The sequence below is a fragment of the Nitrospirae bacterium CG2_30_53_67 genome, from assembly GCA_001873285.1.
GTDB lineage: Bacteria > CG2-30-53-67 > CG2-30-53-67 > CG2-30-53-67 > CG2-30-53-67 > CG2-30-53-67.
This window is the reverse complement of record MNYV01000162.1, coordinates 1-21,905: the sequence shown is the minus strand read 5'-3', so window position 1 is coordinate 21,905 and position 21,905 is coordinate 1. Positions and strand designations below refer to the sequence as shown.

21 protein-coding genes and 1 pseudogene are annotated in these 21,905 nt (G+C 51.8%); 5 read left to right on the top strand and 17 right to left on the bottom strand.

Annotated elements, in window-relative coordinates:
• The 4 genes and pseudogenes from AUK29_10185 to AUK29_10170 all read right to left on the bottom strand — a co-directional run.
• Window positions 1-956: hypothetical protein (locus AUK29_10185; GenBank protein OIP61491.1), on the bottom strand; the 956-nt coding region annotated here is incomplete at its 3' end.
• Between the two features lie 26 nt (window positions 957-982).
• A complete protein-coding gene (locus AUK29_10180; GenBank protein OIP61490.1) occupies window positions 983-1,456 on the bottom strand; it encodes a hypothetical protein in 474 nt (157 codons plus the stop codon).
• 28 nt (window positions 1,457-1,484) lie between these two features.
• Window positions 1,485-2,949: pseudogene (locus AUK29_10175) on the bottom strand (transporter).
• Between the two features lie 113 nt (window positions 2,950-3,062).
• Complete coding sequence (locus tag AUK29_10170; protein ID OIP61489.1) at window positions 3,063-3,572, bottom strand: hypothetical protein; 510 nt, start codon at window positions 3,570-3,572, stop codon at window positions 3,063-3,065.
• A gap of 297 nt (window positions 3,573-3,869) precedes the next feature.
• Between AUK29_10170 and AUK29_10165 the strand changes: the two genes are divergently transcribed.
• Window positions 3,870-6,470, top strand: coding sequence for a hypothetical protein (locus AUK29_10165; GenBank protein OIP61488.1), 2,601 nt, complete (start codon window positions 3,870-3,872; stop codon window positions 6,468-6,470).
• 88 nt (window positions 6,471-6,558) lie between these two features.
• Here the strand turns inward: AUK29_10165 and AUK29_10160 are convergent, their stop codons facing one another.
• From AUK29_10160 to AUK29_10150, 3 genes are all read right to left on the bottom strand, one after another.
• A complete protein-coding gene (locus AUK29_10160) occupies window positions 6,559-6,939 on the bottom strand; it encodes a growth inhibitor PemK (GenBank protein ID OIP61487.1) in 381 nt (126 codons plus the stop codon).
• Window positions 6,924-7,118, bottom strand: a complete 195-nt coding sequence (locus AUK29_10155; protein ID OIP61486.1) for a DUF2281 domain-containing protein — start codon at window positions 7,116-7,118, stop codon at window positions 6,924-6,926. The genes AUK29_10160 and AUK29_10155 overlap by 16 nt, the downstream gene beginning before the upstream one ends.
• 233 nt (window positions 7,119-7,351) lie before the next feature.
• Entirely contained in the window at window positions 7,352-8,221 is an 870-nt protein-coding gene (locus tag AUK29_10150) for a hypothetical protein (GenBank protein OIP61485.1), read from the bottom strand.
• A gap of 739 nt (window positions 8,222-8,960) precedes the next feature.
• On the opposite strand from AUK29_10150, the gene AUK29_10145 reads away from it, so the two are divergent.
• A complete protein-coding gene (locus AUK29_10145) occupies window positions 8,961-9,164 on the top strand; it encodes a hypothetical protein (GenBank protein OIP61484.1) in 204 nt (67 codons plus the stop codon).
• A 37-nt stretch (window positions 9,165-9,201) separates the two neighbouring features.
• Here the strand turns inward: AUK29_10145 and AUK29_10140 are convergent, their stop codons facing one another.
• From AUK29_10140 to AUK29_10105, 8 genes are all read right to left on the bottom strand, one after another.
• A complete protein-coding gene (locus AUK29_10140; protein ID OIP61483.1) occupies window positions 9,202-10,119 on the bottom strand; it encodes a hypothetical protein in 918 nt (305 codons plus the stop codon).
• A 121-nt stretch (window positions 10,120-10,240) separates the two neighbouring features.
• The gene (locus AUK29_10135) at window positions 10,241-10,756 is read right to left on the bottom strand and encodes a hypothetical protein (protein ID OIP61482.1); all 516 of its coding nucleotides are present in this window, start codon (window positions 10,754-10,756) and stop codon (window positions 10,241-10,243) included.
• Window positions 10,744-10,986, bottom strand: coding sequence for a hypothetical protein (locus AUK29_10130; GenBank protein OIP61481.1), 243 nt, complete (start codon window positions 10,984-10,986; stop codon window positions 10,744-10,746). The genes AUK29_10135 and AUK29_10130 overlap by 13 nt, the downstream gene beginning before the upstream one ends.
• 312 nt (window positions 10,987-11,298) lie before the next feature.
• Window positions 11,299-12,186, bottom strand: coding sequence for a cytochrome B5 (locus AUK29_10125; GenBank protein ID OIP61495.1), 888 nt, complete (start codon window positions 12,184-12,186; stop codon window positions 11,299-11,301).
• Between the two features lie 147 nt (window positions 12,187-12,333).
• The gene (locus AUK29_10120) at window positions 12,334-12,633 is read right to left on the bottom strand and encodes a hypothetical protein (protein ID OIP61494.1); all 300 of its coding nucleotides are present in this window, start codon (window positions 12,631-12,633) and stop codon (window positions 12,334-12,336) included.
• Between the two features lie 220 nt (window positions 12,634-12,853).
• Window positions 12,854-13,861: an adenosine deaminase gene (locus tag AUK29_10115; GenBank protein OIP61480.1), complete on the bottom strand. Its 1,008-nt coding sequence runs from the start codon at window positions 13,859-13,861 to the stop codon at window positions 12,854-12,856.
• The gene (locus AUK29_10110; protein OIP61479.1) at window positions 13,858-16,416 is read right to left on the bottom strand and encodes a hypothetical protein; all 2,559 of its coding nucleotides are present in this window, start codon (window positions 16,414-16,416) and stop codon (window positions 13,858-13,860) included. The genes AUK29_10115 and AUK29_10110 overlap by 4 nt, the downstream gene beginning before the upstream one ends.
• A 15-nt stretch (window positions 16,417-16,431) precedes the next feature.
• Window positions 16,432-16,845, bottom strand: a complete 414-nt coding sequence (locus AUK29_10105; GenBank protein ID OIP61493.1) for a hypothetical protein — start codon at window positions 16,843-16,845, stop codon at window positions 16,432-16,434.
• A 276-nt stretch (window positions 16,846-17,121) separates the two neighbouring features.
• On the opposite strand from AUK29_10105, the gene AUK29_10100 reads away from it, so the two are divergent.
• Entirely contained in the window at window positions 17,122-17,541 is a 420-nt protein-coding gene (locus tag AUK29_10100; GenBank protein OIP61478.1) for a hypothetical protein, read from the top strand.
• A gap of 52 nt (window positions 17,542-17,593) precedes the next feature.
• Here AUK29_10100 and AUK29_10095 read toward each other — a convergent pair whose 3' ends face one another.
• Window positions 17,594-18,898 (bottom strand): phosphoglycerate kinase, encoded by a 1,305-nt coding sequence (locus AUK29_10095; GenBank protein ID OIP61477.1) that lies wholly within the window; start codon window positions 18,896-18,898, stop codon window positions 17,594-17,596.
• A 217-nt stretch (window positions 18,899-19,115) separates the two neighbouring features.
• Window positions 19,116-19,640: a hypothetical protein gene (locus tag AUK29_10090; GenBank protein OIP61476.1), complete on the bottom strand. Its 525-nt coding sequence runs from the start codon at window positions 19,638-19,640 to the stop codon at window positions 19,116-19,118.
• A 236-nt stretch (window positions 19,641-19,876) separates the two neighbouring features.
• Between AUK29_10090 and AUK29_10085 the strand changes: the two genes are divergently transcribed.
• Together AUK29_10085 and AUK29_10080 are read left to right on the top strand one after the other, a co-directional pair.
• Window positions 19,877-20,881 carry a magnesium transporter MgtE gene (locus tag AUK29_10085; protein ID OIP61492.1) on the top strand — a complete coding sequence of 335 codons (1,005 nt, stop codon included), beginning with the start codon at window positions 19,877-19,879 and terminating at the stop codon, window positions 20,879-20,881.
• A 48-nt stretch (window positions 20,882-20,929) separates the two neighbouring features.
• Window positions 20,930-21,622, top strand: a complete 693-nt coding sequence (locus tag AUK29_10080; protein OIP61475.1) for a hypothetical protein — start codon at window positions 20,930-20,932, stop codon at window positions 21,620-21,622.
• Window positions 21,623-21,905 lie beyond the last annotated feature (283 nt).

Sequence of the window (21,905 nt, the reverse complement as noted above, 5' to 3'; positions counted from 1 at the left end):
ATCGACATCCACTTGATGAGACCGACCTTGACCACCCCGCCGATGATCATGAACAGCCCCATAAAGAAAAAGAGCGTGGCCCATTCGGCCTCGGCCAGGATGCGATGCGGCTCCTTGGTCCCTGAGATGAGCAGCAGAAGCCCTGCGCCGAAGAGGGCGATGGTGGCCGGCTCATAATGAAGCGCCCCGTGAAAGATAAAGCCTGTAATGGTCACGGCCAGCACAAAAAGGGACTTCTTCAGGAGCACCGGGTCCTTGATGGCCTCGTTTTCATTCATGGCCATGACTCGCTGTTTCAACTCCTCTTTCACATGCAACTGCTTCCCGAATATGAACTTGATGGTGGCTACGTACGCGATCAGTACAACGATGATGACCGGGCTTAGATGGTAGATAAAGGCCATGAAGTCGAGTTGGGCCTTGGAGGCGATCATGATGTTGGGCGGGTCGCCGATCAGGGTGGCGGTTCCTCCGATATTCGAAGCCAGGGCCTCGGTGATCAGAAAGGGGACCACCTCCAGCTCCAGGGCCTGGCAGATCAGGAGCGTCACCGGCGCGATCAGGAGGACCGTCGTCACATTGTCGAGAAATGCCGAGAGCGTGGCCGTGACTATCGAGAAGATCGCCATGATCCTGAACGGCTCCCCCCTGGCCGCCTTGGCGCTCTTGATGGCGATATATTCGAATAGGCCCGTGGGTTTCATGATGTTGATAATGATCATCATGCTGACCAGCAGGAAGATGACGTTCCAGTCTATGCCCAGTTCCATGGAATGGAAGGCGTCTTCCTGCGTGACGATCCCCAGAACGATCATCAATGCCGAGCCGAAGATGGCCAGAATGGTCTTATGAACCTTCTCGGATATGATCAGGGCATAGGCCAGGATAAAAATCGCTGTCGCCATCCAGAAGGACGGCCCCATGACCACGACCTGTGAAGCGGCCTCAGAACTCATCTCGGACCTCCTCTATTTTCAAATGGTTATTTTTCATTCAGCATGGCCTTGGTGATTTCAAAAAAGATATCCCTTTCATAAAGCATACCGACCACCTTGCCGTCCTTGCCGATGACCGGGAGCCTGCGCACGTTATACTTGATCATATGGTCCACACATTCCATGAGCTGGGCATCTTCATTCACATGAATCACCTTCTTGGTCATGAGGTCGGAAACCTTGATATGTCCCACCTTCCTCGCCATGTCCTCAACCATGCCGTCCCATGTAAATTTCCCGAGGTCCATCAGCGACATGTAAGACGGGAACACGACCTTCAATATATCCCGCATGGAGAGCATGCCGACCGGAAGCCCCTTTGCATCCAGCACCGGGAGCCCTTTGACCCCGACCCTTTCTACCCCGCGGGGCGCCGTCCTCAGAAGATTGACCGCTTCCCGAAGGGTGTTATCGGGGCTTAAATATCCCTGAAGAGGAATCATCAGATCTTCAGCTTTCATGCGCTCACCTCCTATTGATAAACCGGCGTTATTTAATCTGTATCGGCATACCCAGAAGCGGCCAGAAGGTAACGATGGCCAGTCCGAGAACCACAATCAGAATGATGCTCAAAGGGATCCCGTGTTTGAAAAATTCCCCGGTGGTGAACTGCTTGGATTCATAGGCAATGGCATTTGGGGCCGCGCCGATGAGCAAGAGAAAGGGCATGCCCGCGGTCACCAGGGAGGCATAGAAGATGACGTCCGGCGCCACTCCCAGATATTTTGCAACCACAAGGGAAACCGGAAGAGAAATGGCTATGGCGGCCACATTCATGATGAAGTTCGTCATGATCAGGACAAAGGTGGCAATGCTCAGAACGAAGACCAGCCAGTGGGCGTGCTGGAACATGACCAGCCAGTTGACCGCCATCCATTGGGCGGCCTCGGTTTTCCAGAGGCAGAAACCGATGCTCATGGCGCCGCTGAAGAGGAGGATAATGTTCCATGGGATCTCCTCGAGTTCTTTTACCGTCAGGATCTTGAATATGAAGAACAGGAGGGTCGAGATCAGGATCAATGCAGCCCGGTCCAGGGCTTTTAATGCAGGGACAAAGGACTGCAAAGACATGATGATGACCACGCCGAGCACCGTAACAATGACGAATTTTTCATCCATTCTCATGGGGCCGAGTTCTCTGGAAAGCCTCTGCACCTTCTCCCTGAGCCCTGAGATGACCTTCTTCTCCGGTTTGAGAAAGATCATGAGATAGCCCCAGATGATGAAGACCATGAGCCATCCGATGAGGAACATGAATTTGGTCAGCTCGAAAAATCCGACGTCCCTGCCGGTAAATTCCCTGAACATGCCGGCCCCTGCGGCGGATCGGGCGGATCCCAGGAAGGTGATGATGCTTCCGGCGCCTGCGGCATAGGCCATGCCGATAAACAGGGCCTTTCCGAAGTTGGTCTGCTTGTCCTCCTCGCCGTAAAGGGCATAGATGGCGAGCAGGATGGGAAAAACCGTGGCCGCCGCTGCGGTATGGGCCATGAGATGGGCGAGCCCCGCAGTCACCACCAAGGCGCCGAGCAGGATCATGCTCGTTTTCTCTCCGACCACCTCGAGCATCTTATAAGCCAGGCGTTTGGTCAGACCGGTCTTGGAAAAGGCAAGACCGACCACCACGGACCCGAAGATAAACATGACCGATGGGTCCATAAAATCCTTGAAGGCATCCTTGGCGGACCGGATGCTGAAGAGCGCCTGAAATACGCCGATGGCAAGCGAAGTCACCCCGATGGGCACGACTTCGAATACCCACCAGGTGCCCGCCATGAGAAACAGGGCAATGGCCCCCTTGCCTTCCTTGGTCAACGGGAATGCCTTGCCGACCGGGTCGATAGCGTCTTTCCAGGGGGGAGTGTAATACACAAGAAAAAAAAAGCCCCAGACCCAACAGGATGAAAAATACCCTCTTCCAGTCAATGGCCTCTTTTATCCTGGCAAGCCTTATCTCCTCCGGCGGCTCCGGCAAGGAGCCTGCTGGTTTTATTTCACTCGGTTTGCCTTCCATCTCTCTCCTCCCCTGATAATGATTCCTGATATGTATAAATATTCAAACCATCTTTAATCGACTCCGGCAATCTCTTCAAAGACCTCTTTTATCCGAATAATTCCCACAATCTTCTTGTTCTCTATGACCGGCAGGAGCATGCTGTCCTGATGAATCATCAGATAGGCGGCCTTGGTGACCGGATCCTCCGGGCCGACATACCCCCGGATCGAAACCATGATATCGCTCACCGGTTTCTCCGCTAGCGTCTTTGATCCTTCTGCAAACAGACTATCCCACACAATGGCAAGCGTTTCTTCGCTCTCTGCATATCCCTGGGCCTTGGTTGAGGCACTCAGAAACGTCGGCTCCAGACCTCTGAGTATATCTTTCAGAGATAATGTACCCATTAGATTATACTTCTCATCGAATACCAGAATGGCCAGCGGGTTGAAACATTTCTCCGCCTCGATCATGGACTTCCTGATCACCCCTATGGCCTGCCGGATCGTAAACCAATACGGGATATGCGGGTAGTCAAAGACATCGATCATCAAATCCTTCACAGCCTTGTTGTTCGGCATAAAACCTCCTTTTTTATTCCATGGTGAAAACCATGAAACTCATTTTTTGCATTACAGCATTCAGTAAAAGGATCCCTGAAGATTCCCATTCTGTCGCAATGTAATATCAGATTCCGTACATGCATATAATAAAATTATTGAATTATAATGATATTATTTTATCTTGTCGAGATTTTTTTTATCCGCTATAATCACGCTGTAACCCTTTATGAAACCGTGAAATGGCAATGAATAACATATTAAGAAGATGAAAATAATCTGATCTTCCATGTCTCCGTATAGAAAGGCATTCTATCCATGCGCAGCCTTTTCAGGATCTTCAAAAAATCCTCAGAAAAGAGAGAAGAGGAGCGATCCGCCAAAGAAGCCCTGAAACAAATCTACCTGACGTTCCAGCGCCTCCTTACAGAAAACAACCATGTTCTGACACTCATGGCGGACATGGAGGAAAAACTTTCAGGAGAATACCTGTTCGACAAGCGCTACCTTGAGACCCGCATCAAATTGATTGCGGACAGGGTTTTAAACATCATTCAGGACTTGAATGCCCTGTCTCATGACCCATTCAAGGAACTCTTCCCGATCTATGATCAGATCCATGATGAGTTGAAAAAAATCATCGAATATAAAATAGAGATCCCGCAAACCGACCTGACTATTCCCATAGAAAACCTGACCGGCGATATGTCCCATGTCTCCGGAGGCAAGACTGCACAGTTGGGAGAGATCAGAAACCGGCTTCACCTTCCCACCCCGGATGGGTTCTCAATCAGCGCATACGCCTTCAAAAGGTTCATGGAACATAACCGGTTTGCGGAAAAGATCAATAAGAAATTATCTGAACTTCCTATTGATCGTATGGAAAAACTGGAAGAGGTCGGCAGAGGGATACAGGATATGGTGATCCATGGGGAAATTCCTGCGGATCTTAAAGAGGCCATACAAACAGCCTACACCGGACTTAAAGAAAAAAATCCCCCCACACTCCCCCTTATTAAAGGGGGAAATGGTGAATTTCTAAAACCGGATGTGAACGTCAAGGTCTCCGTCAGAAGCAGCGCCATCCATGAAGACGGAGAATTCAGTTTTGCAGGGCAGTATGCCACCTTCCTGAACCTCCAAGGCGATCTCATCCTGCAAAAATACAAAGAAGTCGTTGCCAGCCTTTTCACCCCCCGGGCGATATTCTACTCCAAGACAAAAGGGTTTTCAGAGGAGGAAATGGTTATGGCCGTGTGTGTCCTGCGGATGATCCATGCCAGGGCCGGCGGCGTCATGTATACCAGGAACCCCAATCACCCGGAAAGTGATACCGTCATCATGAATACGGTATGGGGGCTGGGAAAGTCCGTAGTGGATGGAACGGTTGCTCCGCAAGCCTTCATGGTTTCCAGAAAGAACGGCTCTGTCCTGGAAAGCAGCATCCCGGAACAGGAGACCATGTGGACCTGTGCCCAGGAAGGGGGCATCAAACAGATAGCTGTGCCCGTGGAGTTGAATGGAAAACCCGCTCTATCCGATGACGAGGCCGGCACATTATCCCGCTATGCATCCGTTCTGGAGGATCATTACGGCAAGCCTCAGGACATTGAATGGGCCATGGACCAGGATCACCGGATCTACATCCTTCAGAGCCGGCCTCTTCGAACGGTCCCGTCCGGTCAAACAGAAGGGAGCGTTCCCAGGCGCATAGAGGGGCGTACGATCCTGCTGGACAAGGGCGTCATTGCCTGCAAGGGAATCGCTTACGGGAAGGCCTTCCTGATGAAGGATGAAAAAGACCTGGCCGATTTCCCGGCAGGGGCCGTGCTCGTAGCCAGACACACCTCGACCAAATTCGTCATGGTCATGGACAAGGCCGCTGCGATTATTACCGATGTGGGCGGAGTGACCGGACACATGGCATCACTGGCCAGGGAGTATCGGATTCCCGCTATCCTGGATACAGAGACGGCAACAAGTATGATCCAGGATGGCCAGGAACTGACCGTGGATGCCATCCATGGCACGGTTTATGAAGGGAAGGTGGATAAGCTGCTGAAGTATGCTTCAAAGAGAAAAGAGCCGTTCAAAGAGACCCGCCTTTTCAGAACACTGGAAAAGACATTAAAGTGGATTGTCCCTTTGAATCTGGTCAACCCTGAAGCGGAAGACTTCAAGCCTGAATATTGCAGGACCTTCCATGATATCACCCGGTTTGCCCATGAAATGGCCATGGCCAAGATGTTCGGGTTGGGGGAAGACTATGACCTGGAAGGAGTCGCTACCACCCCTCTGCTGTCAGGTATCCCTATTGCGGTCCATCTCATTAACATCGATGGCGGTATAAAAAACCATGTCAAGAAGGCCTCTCCCGAGGACATATGCTCGATCCCATTTTCTGCATTTCTCAAGGGGATGCGCGGCATGAAATGGCCTGAGCCCCGTCCTGCGGATGCCAAGGGCTTTATCGGCATGATCGCCCACACCGCGGCCATACCGGAGGATCAGATCTACCGAACCGGAGAGAAGAGTCTGGCGGTCATTTCCGGCCATTACATGAATTTCAGCATCCGCCTCGGTTATCACTTCTCCATGGTGGAGGCGTATGCGGGCGAAAACATGAATGACAATTACATCAGATTCTTTTTCAAGGGCGGCGGGGCCTCCGCCGACAGGAGATTAAGGAGGGTCCGGCTCATCCGGAAGATTCTGAAGAAGATGGATTTTAAGGTGACGTTTACCGAAGACGTCATTGATGCCGTGCTTGCAAAATTCAAACAGCCTCACATTGAAGAACGTCTGGAACTCATGGGCAAGCTGACCGCCTATACCAAACAACTGGACATGGTCATGTACAATGATGCCATTACGGACTGGTATGTCGAAGAGTTTGTGAAGGAACATCTTCCTGTATGAGGATCAATCTGAATTTCTATACGCGGTTTTAATTCCTCTTAAAATTTTGCCCGTAATTTCGGATAACGTTCAAGCGTAAACGAAGCCGTCAGGTTTGTGTGATAGCCGTTTGCGCTTTGTTATCGGAAGTTGTGTTTTTACCGCGAATTATTTCAACAATCTTTTCAACAACTTCAGAGAGCTTTTCATCCCTAAGATTGCCGACGCGATATAAGATAATATGGCTGTCCGCTGTAAAGATGCGATTAGGCCTTAAATTGCTTGTCTGTTTTAGACTCCCCGTTTTAAAGTCTTTATCATCAAGTGAAAGTGAATAATTGTCTTTGATTGTTTGACTGGTTATCTGACAAAGAATAAGGTCGTCGCCGTCCAATGATGTAATGACTAAAGCAGGCCGTCTTTTAGATTGGCTTAGATCAGAAAAGGGAAAAGGCACAACAACGACATCGCCTCTTACAAACTTTGCCATGCCTCATCCTCCTCTGCTTTAAGCCAATCTTTTCTTAAAGCGGATTCACTCGCGATAGCAGTATCGATCCTTTCCTTTGTTAACTTAGTCTTTAAGAAATGGACGAAATCCAACACCTCATCAAGAAGAGGCTCCGTAAACTGTTCAAGTTCACTGATAAGTAATTCCTTTTTGCTCATGTTCAACCTCTTTCATGTTATTTAAATTTACAAACAATCTCTTTAAGGCATAAAACCTCAAGGGGACAATCAGCCCAATCATGTTCCCAACAAATAATTATGTCACATTGACGGGGTTAAGTCCATAATCTTTTCAACTTAAAAACACAATTTCGGATAACGTTGTGGATTGGCGAAGTCGGCAGGCACATATCCTTTAAAAAGAACCTTTCCATTTTACTTACTTAAGGAGTTTACTGCTTAGGTTTTCGTGAGACTCGGCGTCCCTTGTAATGATATAAGTCTATTAGAGTTCCATCAGGGGCTGTGAGGTATGCAGTGTCCTCCTCTTCATCCCATTTGGCAGGTTGATCATTCCAGTAAATAACGAGCTGACCTTCGCTTTTCAGATTATTGATTTTCTTCCCGCTGACAACAAGAACGGTATACCCAGGCGCCAACTCAATATCAGGGAACTTATACGAGGGTCCTGTTTCGCTGGAAAGTGTGTATCCTGCAAGATTGACCTTAATATTACTGATATTAGCAATCCGTGAATAGGGTTGAAGCGATTTTCCTTCAGCGGAGATAGGCGGGTGGACACTGGTAATCTTAAGGACAGACATCTTGCCGCGTTTAGACCATATCCCTAATTTGCGTTCCCTGGCATCTGCCTGAAGTTTGAGCAGTAATGCATGATGTTTACGATTCGGCGGGATGAAAAATGCATGAGCGAGACCGTCCTCAATCAGTTTGGCATTTACCATCTGATCTCTCACATAAAGATACGCCAACAAACGACCATATTTGTCTACTCGTTCTTCGTCAAACTCCAGGCGAACATCCTTCCCCATCACTAATGACTCGTTAATCCGTTTTGCTTTTAAATAAAAGGGCTCCTGCCATTCCGGCGTATTAATTCCCAGATACCTTACTTTTCGGCCATCTGACAGCAGCACCGTATCGCCGTCATACACCTTCTGAACCTGTCCGGTCTCCTGTGAAAAAGCAGGATCAGAAATGATAAAAAGAAGATATAGCAAAATAAAAGCGGGAATGATATGCCGGGTCTGTTTTATAAATGTAATAAATGGGGGGGATATATATATCTTCATCGTTTCCATTCCTCCTGCCTGCAATGACCGCATAAAGTGTGACCGGCGGTCTGCTAAAGTTAGTTGAAATTTAAAGTATCGGCTCCTAAAATGGTTTTGTTTCTGGTCAGTTAGAAACCATTTTAAGGAAATGAACCGCTGATGAAAAAAGTATTATAAGCAGGCAAAAATGTCAAGGCAAGAAGGGCCAAGGTGAAGAAGGCGCTCAAGTTGATCAATGAGTCGGCGGTCAGAAGTCGGAAAGAGGGTCTTGAGTAGACGTTGACGTTACACAAGCTGGGGCGAATTCAGGAGCTCGGCCCCAGCCTGAAGACCAGCAACTGCATCGAGTCGCTCATGTCCCTGATCGGTCAGAGACTGGACAAAGTAGATCATTGGAAGAACTCGAATCAGAAACAGAGATAGTTGGCTGCCGCCTTATTGGATATAGAGCCCAGGCTGAATAAGATCTGTGGTTACCGGCATCTTCTCCAATTGGTAATAGCGATCCAAAGGGAGTTGAGGATAGAGCCGGCCTCGGGAAAGGAGGGTGTAGCTGCCTGATGAAGATGGGAGCCGCTACGGAATTTCAACTAAGAATGGGACTGACTCCAAAAAGTATTTGCGGACTGGTTTAATATTGTTTTCTTTCGGCGTGCTTGACAATGGATCAGGCCGTGATAGACTGAAACATACGGTTGGAAAATCACGATCCGGAGGGATTCCTGTGAAGCTCGAACTCTACCAGTTTCCCACCTGACCCTACTGCATGAAGGTCCGGAGGGCCGTCAGGAGATTAAAGGCGGATGTGGTCTATAGAAATATTCTCTGGCCGCCGAATATGATGCGGCTTATACGGGATGGGGGGATGTATCAAATCCCTTGTCTCTTCATTGATGATAAGCCCATGTATGAATCGGATGACATCGTCCGATTCCTGGAAAGCCGTTTCCAGGCCGAGAAGGAGGGATAAAAGATGGCCGGCGATTCCGAACGCCCGAACCTCTCTTTCATGGGCTGACTTGCAGAAACTCCCTCAATGCCTCTTTGAACCGGCTCGGTGTGAATCCGAAATGCTTCCGGATCGAATCCTTATCGCAGACATTGTCCATGCCCAACAGGGAGAGAAGCTCGTCCGTCACCGGAGGGATCTCCCGGCCCAGGGCCGAGGCAACGGATCGGACCGCTCCCATGAAGGGGAGCGATAACCTAACAACCCCCATGGGGATATGGATGACCGGCTTTTTTATCTCCAGCACATCCATGATCTCTTTCAATATCTCATTATAGGTGAGCTGCTCAGGGCCTCCAAACTCGTAGATCCTGTTCCCGGAGACTCCATGGATCAATGCCAGACGGAAGCACTCGAGCCAGTCCCGGATATAGAGCGGCTGAAACCTGGCCAGGCCGCTGCCCGGCACAGGAACCACAGGCCCGGCAGAAATGAGCTTCCTCATCCTTTCCGTAAACCCGTCCCCCTTCCCCACAATGAGTGAGGGTTTAAAGATCGTATAGGGGATATCCGATGAGACAACAATCTTCTCAGCCTCGGCCTTGGTCTTAAGGTACGCGAAGGGAGACTGGATATCGGCCCCCAGGGCCGACTGATAAAAAATCCGTTTTACACCGCTTGAGACCGACTCGTTCACAAGGTTCCGGGTCCCTTGTACATGCACGGATTCAAACGTGCTCTTTGCATTTTCTTCGATGATCCCCACCAGATGGACAATGGTCTCGGCCCCATCCAAAGCCCCATGCAGTGAGTCCGCATCCGTGATGTCTCCCTGGACGGCTTCAAACCCCAGGGAACGCACCCAGTCTGCCTTGTTCTCGTCACGGACAAGGCATCGTACAGCCGCTCTTTCCCGCTGAAGCGCGTCGAGGATATGCCTCCCCACAAAACCTGTTGCTCCGGCAATAAAGATCATATTCAGCCTCCGACTCCCCACTCCGGCCGTGTCTTGACGCGGACATTGCCGCCGCGTTTGAGCGTTATATATTGAAATGGTTTCAATTCGGCAAACTTGCCCATGTTGAGGTTTGGAAAAATCAAAGACGCAAATCCGTGGGATAATGGACCGCCACCTCCGTCACTCCATGGAATGCCTTATCGCTTGACACCAGCACATCCGCCTTCAGCCGCATCGCCACTGCCAGCACCACTGCATCATTTGTAAGAAATCCGTACTTCTCCTGCATCTTGAACGCAGTCTTCGTAAGGTCTTCCAGCGTGCAGGCCGCGAACCTTAGTCCGAGGTCAGAAAGCGCATTTACTTTGGCGCGATAGAGGCTCAGCCCCTTGATGATTTCGGGTTTTGCCGCAAGACGCGCTGCGGGATTGCCTTTTGCGATGGCCCCTTTCATCATGGCCTCTGCGAGCATGAGCTTATGCGTCAATTCCTGCCAGACTGTTTGCGGCAGAACGCCGCTCAGCTCGCCCTTGGCACAGCGCCGGATAAATCTCTGCGCCTGATCTGAAACATTCTGTTCCGCATAGAGCAGAACGTTCGTATCGATCATGCAGAGGCTGCCGGCCGGGATATCGTCGAGGTTTACAGATCCCATGCATCTTCCTCCATGACTGCCTTGAGCTTTGCCGAGGTAAGCTTTATCGGCCGCTCGCAATAAAGCTGATAGGCCGCGTCGCTCTTTGCCGGGTCGACGGCTCGTGTTGAGAGGTAGCTTTCCAGCGCATCCTGAATCAGATCGCTCAGAGGACGTCCTTCGTCAACCGCCCGGCGCTTGGCCTTGCGCAGCACGTCTTCTTCAAGGAGTGTTCCGACTTTTCGTTTCACGGTTTGACTCCACTCATCAAATAAGCGCCTTTGATGGTTGCATCCAGCATAGCGCCGAGCAGTCCTCATGCGCTTCTCGCCCCTGAAATCCGCCGCTCTCCAGGCTGTCGGTCGGTCCTGATCTCAAACGTTCGAGATCAATGACCCCGTCAAGAGATTCCGTCGATTTATAGCGTCGTTCAATCATGCTGGTAGAATACACCAGAAATCTTGACTTGTCAAGAATTATTTATTATTGATGAATTTTTTCTTTATTTATATGCACTTGCTGCCCAGGCAGAAAAAGACGGGAAATGCGCGTGCTGTTTATTTTCACCACCACCGCCAAAGGGCAATGATAAAAATGATCATGAAGACAATGACGAGGTTCATGTAGGCAAAAAAATAAAAGACCCTGATCTCCGGCGGCTTCCCCCTCTTCTCCGAAGAAGCAAGAAGCTTTCCCACGACCGGCATGGGAAGGATATTGTCCTCCCCGTGGGGGGCCTGTTTCAGCAGATCCGTCAGATCGGCGCCGGCCTGGTGCCTCTCCATATGACTTCCCTTTTTCCAGAATTTGCTCTGAGTGACATCATAGACCGTTTTCCGAAAAACAATATAGGCCGGTCTTCCCTCCTTGCCGTCGAACTCGGAAACCTCCTCCGGTGTGAGGTCCCGCTTTTGCTGCCGGGTCTTCGACTCTTTTCTCTTCTTTAATTTCGGGCCGATCACAAAGGTAACGAGTGTCGCTGCAGCGACCATGACGATAAAAAGCGATATCTTGATCAGGAGCAGGATCCCGAATCTTGTATGAAAGAACACATACCAGGAAGGGACCCGGGCAATGGTGAGGAGCGTACCGGTCACGGCCATAATGGCAATGGAAACCCATCCGAGCCATAGCTCCCCTTTGGGAAGGCCCCTTGCCGCATAGGCCGGTTTCAATAAGAGATGCACATAGAGGATCGTGCCGAACCAGATAACCGCCGTAAGCATATGAAGATATCCGATGATGAACCGTACGATATGCTGGATGGGGTTGAGAGGCCGGTCCCGGCCTTTGGCCCTCAACTCGTCCCGGAAGGACTCCCCTGATGCCGTGAGCGTTCCGCCTCCGGCAGGACTGAGATGGCATGTCCGGCAAGCCCTGCCTGTTTCTCCGGCATAGTCCTCGGTGCAGAAGGCCTGGATCGGGAGCACAAGAACGACAAAAAGGACCATCAAGCAGAATAAGGCGTATGTCCTGATCAAGAGACTATTTCCTTACGGACGTAATCCGTCCCATCCATCGGTCTGGTTAAAAGAGGAGGAGGATGAAGCATGATGAATCCATTCATGACCCGGCAGAGTAGGACAAGGTATGAAGGCTCATGACATTAAGTTCTTGAGAAGAACCCCTGAAAAAATAAACTTCGGATGTTCTTCCTGTTTGACGAGCTTATAAAAATCACAATCCGTACAGGTCTTAAAGACCGTGCCGGCATCATGGGTCCCGAAGTCATCGCAACACGTCCCTGGAACCACCCAGCAGGCCCTTCCGGCATTCATGCCGCCATGCACTCCGTTCAGCCTCACTTCGTTGGCGGCCGGGCAGAGGCCCAAGGTCTCCGCCTTGCCTTCGTCCGGTCCTCTGTCGCACTTCATATACTCCCAGCAATTCTTTTTCATAAAAGCGGCCTTCTTCATCGGCAGGGTCTCGGCATAAAAAAATATGCCTTTCCGTGCAGTCTTTGTTAGATCTCCTTTTTTTCATGACACCGTTCATATTCTATTAACCATATTCTACCGGATTTGTAAAGCGCTTGAAGAGTATTTTTTAAAAAAAAACATCTCCGCCGGCTTAAATAACCTCTTTTTTTATGATGCCAACCCCATATTGAGTCGGCGTTTAACCTTGTTTTCTCATAAAATCATTTAGTTCTTCCACCAGAGTTTGTTTTTCATCCGTTCTTAGAAACGAGGCCAGAAAAGCATTTTTTGTGAGGCGATACAAATCATGTTGATCCAGGTTCAGAGCTTGCTGAACGGCCATAAAATTCTCTTCAATATAGCCGCCGAAATAGGCCGGGTCATCGGAATTCACGGTCACACATAATCCCGAGTCCAGCATCTTTTTCAGGTTATGTTCTTTAAGGGAGGGGAAAACGCGAAGTTTTACATTGGAAATCGGGCAGACCGTCAAGGGAATCCGGCCTGCGGCCAGTCTCTCAACCAGTTTCGGATCTTCCATACATCGGACCCCGTGATCAATGCGCGAGACCTTGAGCAGGTCCAATGCCTGCCGGATATATTCCGGCGGCCCCTCTTCGCCGGCATGGGCCACGGTCTTGAATCCCTCTTCCCTGGCCTGATCAAATACCCGGGCGAACTTGTCCGGCGGATGTCCGGCTTCCGATGAATCCAGCCCGACCCCGATGATCCAGTCCCGGAACCGCAGGACCTGCTGTAATGTCTCCATGGCCGCCTCAACGCTGAGGTCCCGCAGAAAACAGAGGATCAGCCCTGAAGAGAGGTTCAGCTTCCTCTCTCCTTCCAGCAATGCCTGGTGTATGCCCGTCATCACTGTTTCAAAGGGGACCCCCCGCCCGGTATGGCTCTGTGGATCGAAAAAAATCTCGGCATGGCGGACGTTTTGCGCATGGGCTTTTTCAAGATAGGCCCATGTCATATCGTAAAAATCCTGTTCATGCAGAAGGATGCGCGTTCCTTTATAGTATATATCCAGAAAAGACTGGAGATCCGTGAATTCATAGGCCTTGCGTATCTCTTCGACCGAAGGGAAGGGAAGAGTCAAACCATTCCGCTCCGCAATCTCCAACATGAGCTCAGGCTCGAGGGAGCCTTCAATATGGATATGGAGTTCGGCTTTGGGTATCTGATGAATAAACGACTTCATTTTGTGATAATGCCCTTCAGTCCGCCGGAGATGAGAGAGGAAAGGTTGGCCAGGATACGCGGCAATGCGAGCCCCCCCGGGGAGGCCAGATATTTCGGCCTCCAGACCGGATCAAATTTCTCTTTGTACTGACGCAGACCCTGAAAATTGTAAAAATTTTCTCCATGACGGAAGATCAGAGATCCGAGGCGGTTCCAGATCGGAGCGAATGCGCGGTTCTCAAGCCCGGACAGCGGGGCCATCCCCAGGTTGAACCACTGATAGCCCTGCGCCTTGCCCCACAACAGGATGTGGGTGAACAGGAAATCCATGATCCCGTTAGGGGTGTCGGGGAGATGCCTCATCAGATCAATGGAGATCTCTTCCTTTCCCGCCCCGGTCCAGAGATTGGCAAAGGCTACGATCCTCCCTTCCTTCAGGACGGTCCCGACAGGAAAATGCCTCAGATAGGCTTCATCGAAGAACCCCAGGGAAAATCTTTTCTCCCTGGTCTTTCTTTCAGTCAGCCACGCATCAGAGATCTCTTTTAACTCCGGAATGAGCCGGGGCACCCCTTGGGACGGGACCACAGAAAACTCAAACTTCTCTTTCTCCAACCGGTTAACTATATATCGCAATCCACTGCGAGCCTTTCCTTCTATGCTAAAGGCTTCAAGGGGAACGCGGGCCTCCTCGCCGAGTTTCAGGAGGGTCAGACCGAGTTCCACGTAGAGGGGGAGGTTTTCCACATCCACCTCATAAAAGACCGTCCATCCATCATGACGGTCACACAGCTCACGGAACCGCCAGATCAGCTCCGTCCGTTCGGGCTGCGGCCCCACAGGGTCGCCCATGGCCACCCAGCTCCTCCCCTCAACGGCATACATTATAAACGCGTTTCCGCTCTCGCTGAATAAAAGCGGCTTGTCTCCCAGAAGAGCGAGGTTTGCAGACGTGGCCCGGGAGTCTGTTATAATGTCATGCGCCCTGTCCAGTTCCTTGCGGTCAGGCATGGAAGGTTCGTGGGAGCCGGGCTGAAGAAGTTTGGCTGTGGAAAAGATGAGAACAACGACCATCACTCCAACGGTGGCCCGGAGGAACCGCGGGGCATCCCCTCCTGACAGTGCAAATTGCCACCAGAGCTCATGGGAATATTCAAGATGTTTGTACGCAAAAAGTCCGATCCAGATGGAACCCATCAGGACGAAGGCAATGGCGGCAATCCATTCGGCAGTAAACCGTTGGCTGAAAAGAGAGGCCTTACGGTAAAAGTACCGGTGACAGGGAAGGAGCGCGCCGAACATCAGCGTCAGCAGAATGGCCTCTTCATAATCAAAACCTTTAAGCAGTGAGAACACGATCCCTGTCCCAAGAAGGGCAAGGACAAGGATATAGGCGGCATCGAGCCTGCGCTGTATGCCCCTGGCAAGAATGATCAGGCCGACGCCGGCCAGGCTGCCGAGGAAATGGGACATTTCCATGACCGGAAGGGGCAGGAAATCATTGAGCCATGCCAGCCGGGTTTTTTCAGCAGGTGTCGCACCCGAGATGAGAAGAATGGCCCCGCCGACGAATGTCGTGAAGGAGAGCGCCTGTGGCGCCAGCAAGGAGAACCACTGGCCAAGGAGGGTCGTAACCCTCTTGACCCTCTCCCTTCCCTTGATGATCTCGTAACTCCCGAGCATCACCGTGGCCGCGCTGAGCGGCAGGAAATAGTAAATCACCCGATAGACCAGGAGAGAGCTTAGGAGATCCGAAGCAGCGAGATCCGGCGCAAGGAGAAAAATCATGACGGTTTCAAAGACCCCGATCCCTCCCGGGACATGGCTGATCAGACCCGTAAGCTGCGCCACCATGAAAATGCCGATAAACCTGAGGAAGGAAAGGGATCCCGATGCAGGAAGCAGAACATAAAGAACGGCCCCCGCCAGAATCCAGTCCGCGGATGCGACCATAATCTGGGAAATGAAAAGGCGAAAAGACGGCACAGGGAACTCCCATTCCCCTATCCTGACCGGCTTTTTTCTCAAGACGCCTGTTAGCAGATATCCGATCACCAGAGCCGCAAAGATTGCGCTCATGAGACGGCCCGAAGCAACCGGAAGATGGAGCTGGGCCGGAATGACGATCGGCTCCAGAAGCAGAACCGCGCCCGTCAGGGTGAAGTATCCCAGCCAGAATGTCAGGATACAGAAAGCCACAACATGGGTGATCTTTTCCGTGGAAAGCCCCCAGGCCGAGTAGAGCCGGTAACGGATGGCGCTTGCACTGAGGATCGAAATCCCGATGTTGCTGCTGAATGCGTAGCTGATGAACGAAGCAAAGGCGATTTTACTGTAGGCGAGCGGATGCCTGATATAATGCAGGGCCAGCATATCGTATCCGACCATGGCCATATAACTGAAGAGCGTGAGCAGAACGGCAAGGACGACTTTCTGGGCGGGAAGTCCCTTCAGGCTCCGGATCACATCATGGTAGTGATATTCTTCCAAGGCGTGGTGAAGGACAAAAAGCGCAACGGCAAAGAGAATGATACCGAACAGGGATGGAAGATGGCGCAAAATTTTTCTATTCATATTCAAGAATCCGGGTTAAAGACCCTCACTAAGAGACCACTGATGGATAAGCTCACGATCCGCAGGGGTGAGTCGTGCATCAGGATGAGCGAGCAGGTAAATCAGGGGAGGCATTTCCTTCTCGGAAACCTTCTGCCAGCATTCTTTCATCATTTTGATCTGATGCCGACCATCCAATCTGTCCCATTTGGAAAAATTGAGTTTATTCCGGGCCCTGTGCACATCCGACACGACAAGCCATGATGCAGGGGCCACCCGGCTGTACCAGGGCCAGACCGTCTCATGGGAGTGGCAGTCATAGCAGGCACGGCGCAAGATGAGATTGACATCATCGGGGACCGAGACATCCGTTTCCACCGGGGGATTCGTCCTCTTCAAAGGGATCAACTGAGCGGCCACGAGAAAAGCAACCGCTGCTGAAAAAACCATGAGAATCCATTTTCTCACTTTGATCTCCTCATGCATCCCGTCCTGTTTGTTCCCGGTCATCCCCGGCTGAAACCCGATCCAAGAAGAATACCGGAGTGAAATCATAATACAATACAGACAGAAATACAATCCTATTGAGAGGGACCGACTTCTTCCACTTGATTCTGATCCGGATGTATACTATGTTTACTTTGCAAGGGAGAGCCCCGTAACGGGAAAACTTTCTTCTCTGTCTGTTTCGAGGGAGGAGAAACCTGGAAAGCAAAAGGAGAAACCATGAAATTTTCAGCCGTATTTTTGATCACGGTCACCACGGCCTTTGTCCTCACAGGATGCGCCCCCATGAGGCCGGTCCTTTACCCCAATCCCCATCTGCGTGAAGTGGGGACGGCGGCGGCACAGCGGGACCTCGACGATTGCATGCGGTTCGCCGCCGAACACGGGGTCAAGGCGCATCCGGAGGCCAAAGTGGCGGGTGACACCGCAGCCGGCGCCGCGGTCGGTACCGTCACCGGCGCAGCGGTGGGTGCGGTCACAGGCGAGTTCGGGCGGGGCGCCGCGGCAGGCGCGGCGGGCGGCAGTGCAGGCGGATTCATGCACGGGCTCCTGCATGCCCGTGACCCCGACCCGGTCCTTCGGCAGTTTGTGGATCAGTGCCTGCGGGACAGGGGATACATGCCTGTGGGCTGGCGTTAGCCGGGAGACCGGGGAACAAACACCCTGACCGGAGACCTCTGCCGGAGATCCCCTACCCCCGGCCGCCTTTTTCAATCAGGGCGCGTATCGGCTGCAATCCGTAGGGGCTCCCTTTTCCGATGGCGGTGAGCACGGTCCCGCCCCCGGTGAAGAAATAGTATCTTGCATTGTCCATCACCGAAAGATAGAGACCGGGACAGAGGTTTTTGAACTCCTGAAGCGTGTCCCCGCCGCCGTACATCTTGATCGCGTCCCTGTTCTCGTCAATCGTATGGTCCAAGGCCTGAGAGCCTTCAATGAAATGAGGCGTAAATCCCATGACGGCATTGACGAGGATCGTACGGGCATCGAGAATGGTCGCATGCACCTTCCCGTCTCTGAACGAAGCCGGGTCTATATCGGCGATATAGCCGTACTCCCGACCGCTTTTAAAATCCGAAACGGAGATGGTCTTGTAATGCCCCTCTTTTCTCCCTTCAAGCGTATCCGACTCCACGATGAATGGAAGCTCGATGATCTTCTTTGTGACCTTGTCCTTTTCAACAAGTTCCCGCGCAAGGTTGATGTCTGAATCGGAAACGCCCTTGATCCTGACACCGTATCTTGCACAGAGATAGGTGTTGTAGATCACACCGCCGAGGATGATCCGGTCGACCTTATCATAGATGGCGTAAAGAGGCCCGATCTTGGTATCATATTTCGCCCCGGCCACCACGGCAAGGAAAGGCCTCTCGGGTTCGAGCACCCGATCCAGGTTCTTGATCTCCTGCTGCATGAGAAACCCGGCGCACGACGGCAGATGCCTGACGATGTCATAGGTGGATGCATGGGGCTGCCATGAGCCAAAGGCGTCATTGACGTAGATATCGGCAAGCCCGGCGAGCTGGAGGGCGAACCTCTCCCGCTCGGGGCCTTTGGCCTCCTCACCGAAGAACCATCGGGTGTTGGGGAGATAGATGCCGCTGACCTTCCTGCTGCGCAGCTCCCGTATGGCGATATTGATGGAGGTATCAATGCCCATGATTCCCTTTTCAGGATCAATTTCAAACTCGGGGACAAAGAACCGTGTATGCAGCTTCTGTTCGATATAGTCAACGATCGGCCTGACCGACTCCCCTTCCCTGCATTGGATCTTTCCTGTCTCCTTGTCCCGGGGCCTCCCGATATGGGTCATGAGGATGGGCCGGCCGCCCCTCTCGACAATATGGAAAAGGGTCCCGATGGTCCGGTCTATCCTGAAGGGGTCCTTGATCTCGCCGTTCTTCACCACATTGTGATCAAAACGGACCAGCACGGTCTTGTCTTCCAGCTCGGCATCCTGAATGGATGGAAGCGAGTCCCCTTGTCTCCTGTCCATGAAGCCTCCTCGTTCTAAGGTTCGTATTCTTAAAAGCTGACCACAGAGAACACAGAGTATTTCTTGGATACCAACAAGCAGGCAAGATTTAGGTTTTCCACCTCTGTGTCCTCTCAAACGAAATGTGGCTATTCATTTTTTTCTTCTGACGGTTTTTTTAAAAACATAAAGTATTTCTCTGTGTTCTCTGTGGTTAGCTTTTGATATTACCCTGCTGTCACATCTGAAGGATACGCCGCGCCGTCCAGTAACAATCCCACCAATAAGGATCATGGACGTTTGAGATCATGACGCCCCTGCTGCTGGACACATGAACGAATTCCCCGCGGCTCAAATAGATCCCCACATGGGGCTTCTTTGAAGACGGCATAAAAAAAACAAGGTCCCCGGCCTGAAGCTGTTTTCTCGGAACCGGCGTACCCGTTCCCGCCTGTTCTTCAGCCGTGCGGGGAAGTTCGATCCCAAAAAGTTTCTGATTCACGAGCGCCACGAAACCGGAACAGTCTATGCCGTCCTTGCCCGCCCCGCCGAGAACGTGAGGGGTCTTCTCCCATGCCTCGGCCTCGGCCCGGATCCGATCTTCAACATCGCCCAGGCTCCGGGCGCCGGGGATCTCCGGCCGGATGAGAGGCCTGGGGGCGCAGCCCATGAGGACAAAAAGCAAGAGAGCGACCATTCCCCCGATCATTTTTGAAGGGCGGGCCGGCCTGCTGATACAAGGGGGCAATGAAATGCACCTCATTATGGGCATTGAAGGGATATGCAATCTGCGCTCCTGAAGCCGCCGTTGCGCCCGTACACCCGGACCGGGACTTATCTCAATTATATGAAGGGTCATGCATAATATTCAAGCATAAAGTTGAACCGGGGGAAATGGGACTGATTTATTATTTGTGCATTGTAAAACAGCGTTTAGGATGGTATTATTTTTCAAGGCCGGCATCAGCCGGCCTTTCGTCAGGTTTCCTAATACATGGCATGGGGTTTGCGTTGCCTGTAACCCAGCGATCACTCAATCTGCAGGAGCCGATTCTGGCCCACGTCCGCAGGGACTTCTCATCCTTGCGGCAGGAAATGACCGTACAGGAGGCCCTGTCGGCCATTCGGCGGCATGGCGCAGGCGAGAAGATCGTCTACTTTTACATGGTCAATGAGGCAAACCAGCTGCTTGGTGTCCTGCCTACACGCCGGCTGCTTACCGCTCCTGTGGAACAACGCCTGGCAGACATCATGATCAAGCGGGTCATCGCCATCCCTCACACCGCTACAGTGCTGGAAGCCTGTGAATTATTCGTGATGCACAAGTTCCTCGCCTTCCCTGTGGTCGATGAGGAGCGCCATCTGGTGGGCATCGTGGACATCAGCCTGTTCACCGAAGAGGTCTTCGACCTGGCCGAGCGGGAGCAAACAGATGCCGTATTTGAATCACTTGGATTCCGCGTGTCACAGGTGCGGGATGCGTCACCGTTCAGGTCCTTCCGATTCCGCTTTCCGTGGCTGCTTGCAGCCATCAGCGGCGGCACGATCTGCGCATTGCTGACAAGCGTCTATGAGGTGACCCTGTCTCAGTATCTGATGCTTGCCTTCTTTATGGCCCTGGTGCTGGGCCTGGGCGAGAGCGTAAGTGTCCAGTCCATGACGGTGGCGATTCAGGCTCTCCGCACCTCTCGGCCTACCCTTCGATGGTATGCCGAGGCGCTGCGGCGCGAGGTTACCACCTCCCTGCTGCTTGGGGGGGCCTGTGGTTCGATCGTGGCTCTGATCGTCTGGGCCTGGCGAGGTGACGGCGCGGCCGCATGGGTGATCGGCCTGGGCATTGTTCTCTCCATGTGCGCAGCCTGTGTATTCGGGTTGAGCATCCCCAGCCTGCTGCATGCATTGCGGCTTGACCCCAAAATCGCAGCAGGACCTGTAACGCTTGCTTTGACGGACATCCTTACGCTCGTATTTTATTTTACGCTGGCGGTTTTCATGCTGGGATAGTTCTATTCCTGCTGGAGACAGGGACTCCTTCAATAAAATTCATGGGCCATGGGAAGAGTGAAAACCAAAACATGGTTGTCTGCATTCTGCATTTTTCTCTTGTATGCGGCCCTGTTCCTCTCAGGATTCGCCAGGGAACCCTTTGTTCTCATCGACGATTTCGAAGCAGGCCTCAAGACCCGGTGGGAGAAGAAAATTTTCGAGGGAGAGACCCGGTATACCGTCATCAAGATGGATGGGAGCGGCTGCCTCAAGGCAGAGAGCCATGCCTCGGCTTCCGGCCTTATCTACAAAATTAAATACGATACAAGGGATTATCCGGTCCTGACCTGGCGGTGGAAGGTGGAAAACATCCTTCAAAAAGGGGATGAAAGAACCCGCCAGGGGGACGATTATGCGGCACGGGTCTATGTGGTTTTCCCGCACTTCATCCCGGCCCTGACCAGGAGCATCAACTATATCTGGGCCAACAAACTCCCCAGGGGGGAGAGATGCCCCAACCCATACTATTCAAGAACCATGATGATTGCTGTGGAAAGCGGAGAAAAAAAGGTGGGGACATGGGTTACGGAAAAAAGAAATGTCTTCGAGGATTACAGAACATGCTTTGGGAAAGATCCCTCCTACGCAGGCGCCATCGCCATCATGACCGATACCGACAACACCGGAGAGTCAGCGGTGGCCTACTACGATGACATCAAACTCGAGACCATTTCTCCCACCTCAGATAAACCCCGATAGAGTTCATGAGGAGTCAAAAAATAAAAGGAACGGTAGTTGCTCGTAGTGAAGCGGCCCAAGTCCTGCTTGTCATGTATGGACAAAAACCGGCAGTCACAAGCAGGTCTTCATTACGTCCTCCGCATAAAAAACCCATCCCCCTTATTGAGAGATGCGTCGTTATGCCGGATAATTTTTAATGTAAGGCTGGGACGGAATGGCATCGCTGCTAAGCAGCCTTTGACTTTTTACCGGCGACTTCAATCTCGATCTTCTTGGGTTTGACCGCCTCCCTTGCCGGAGC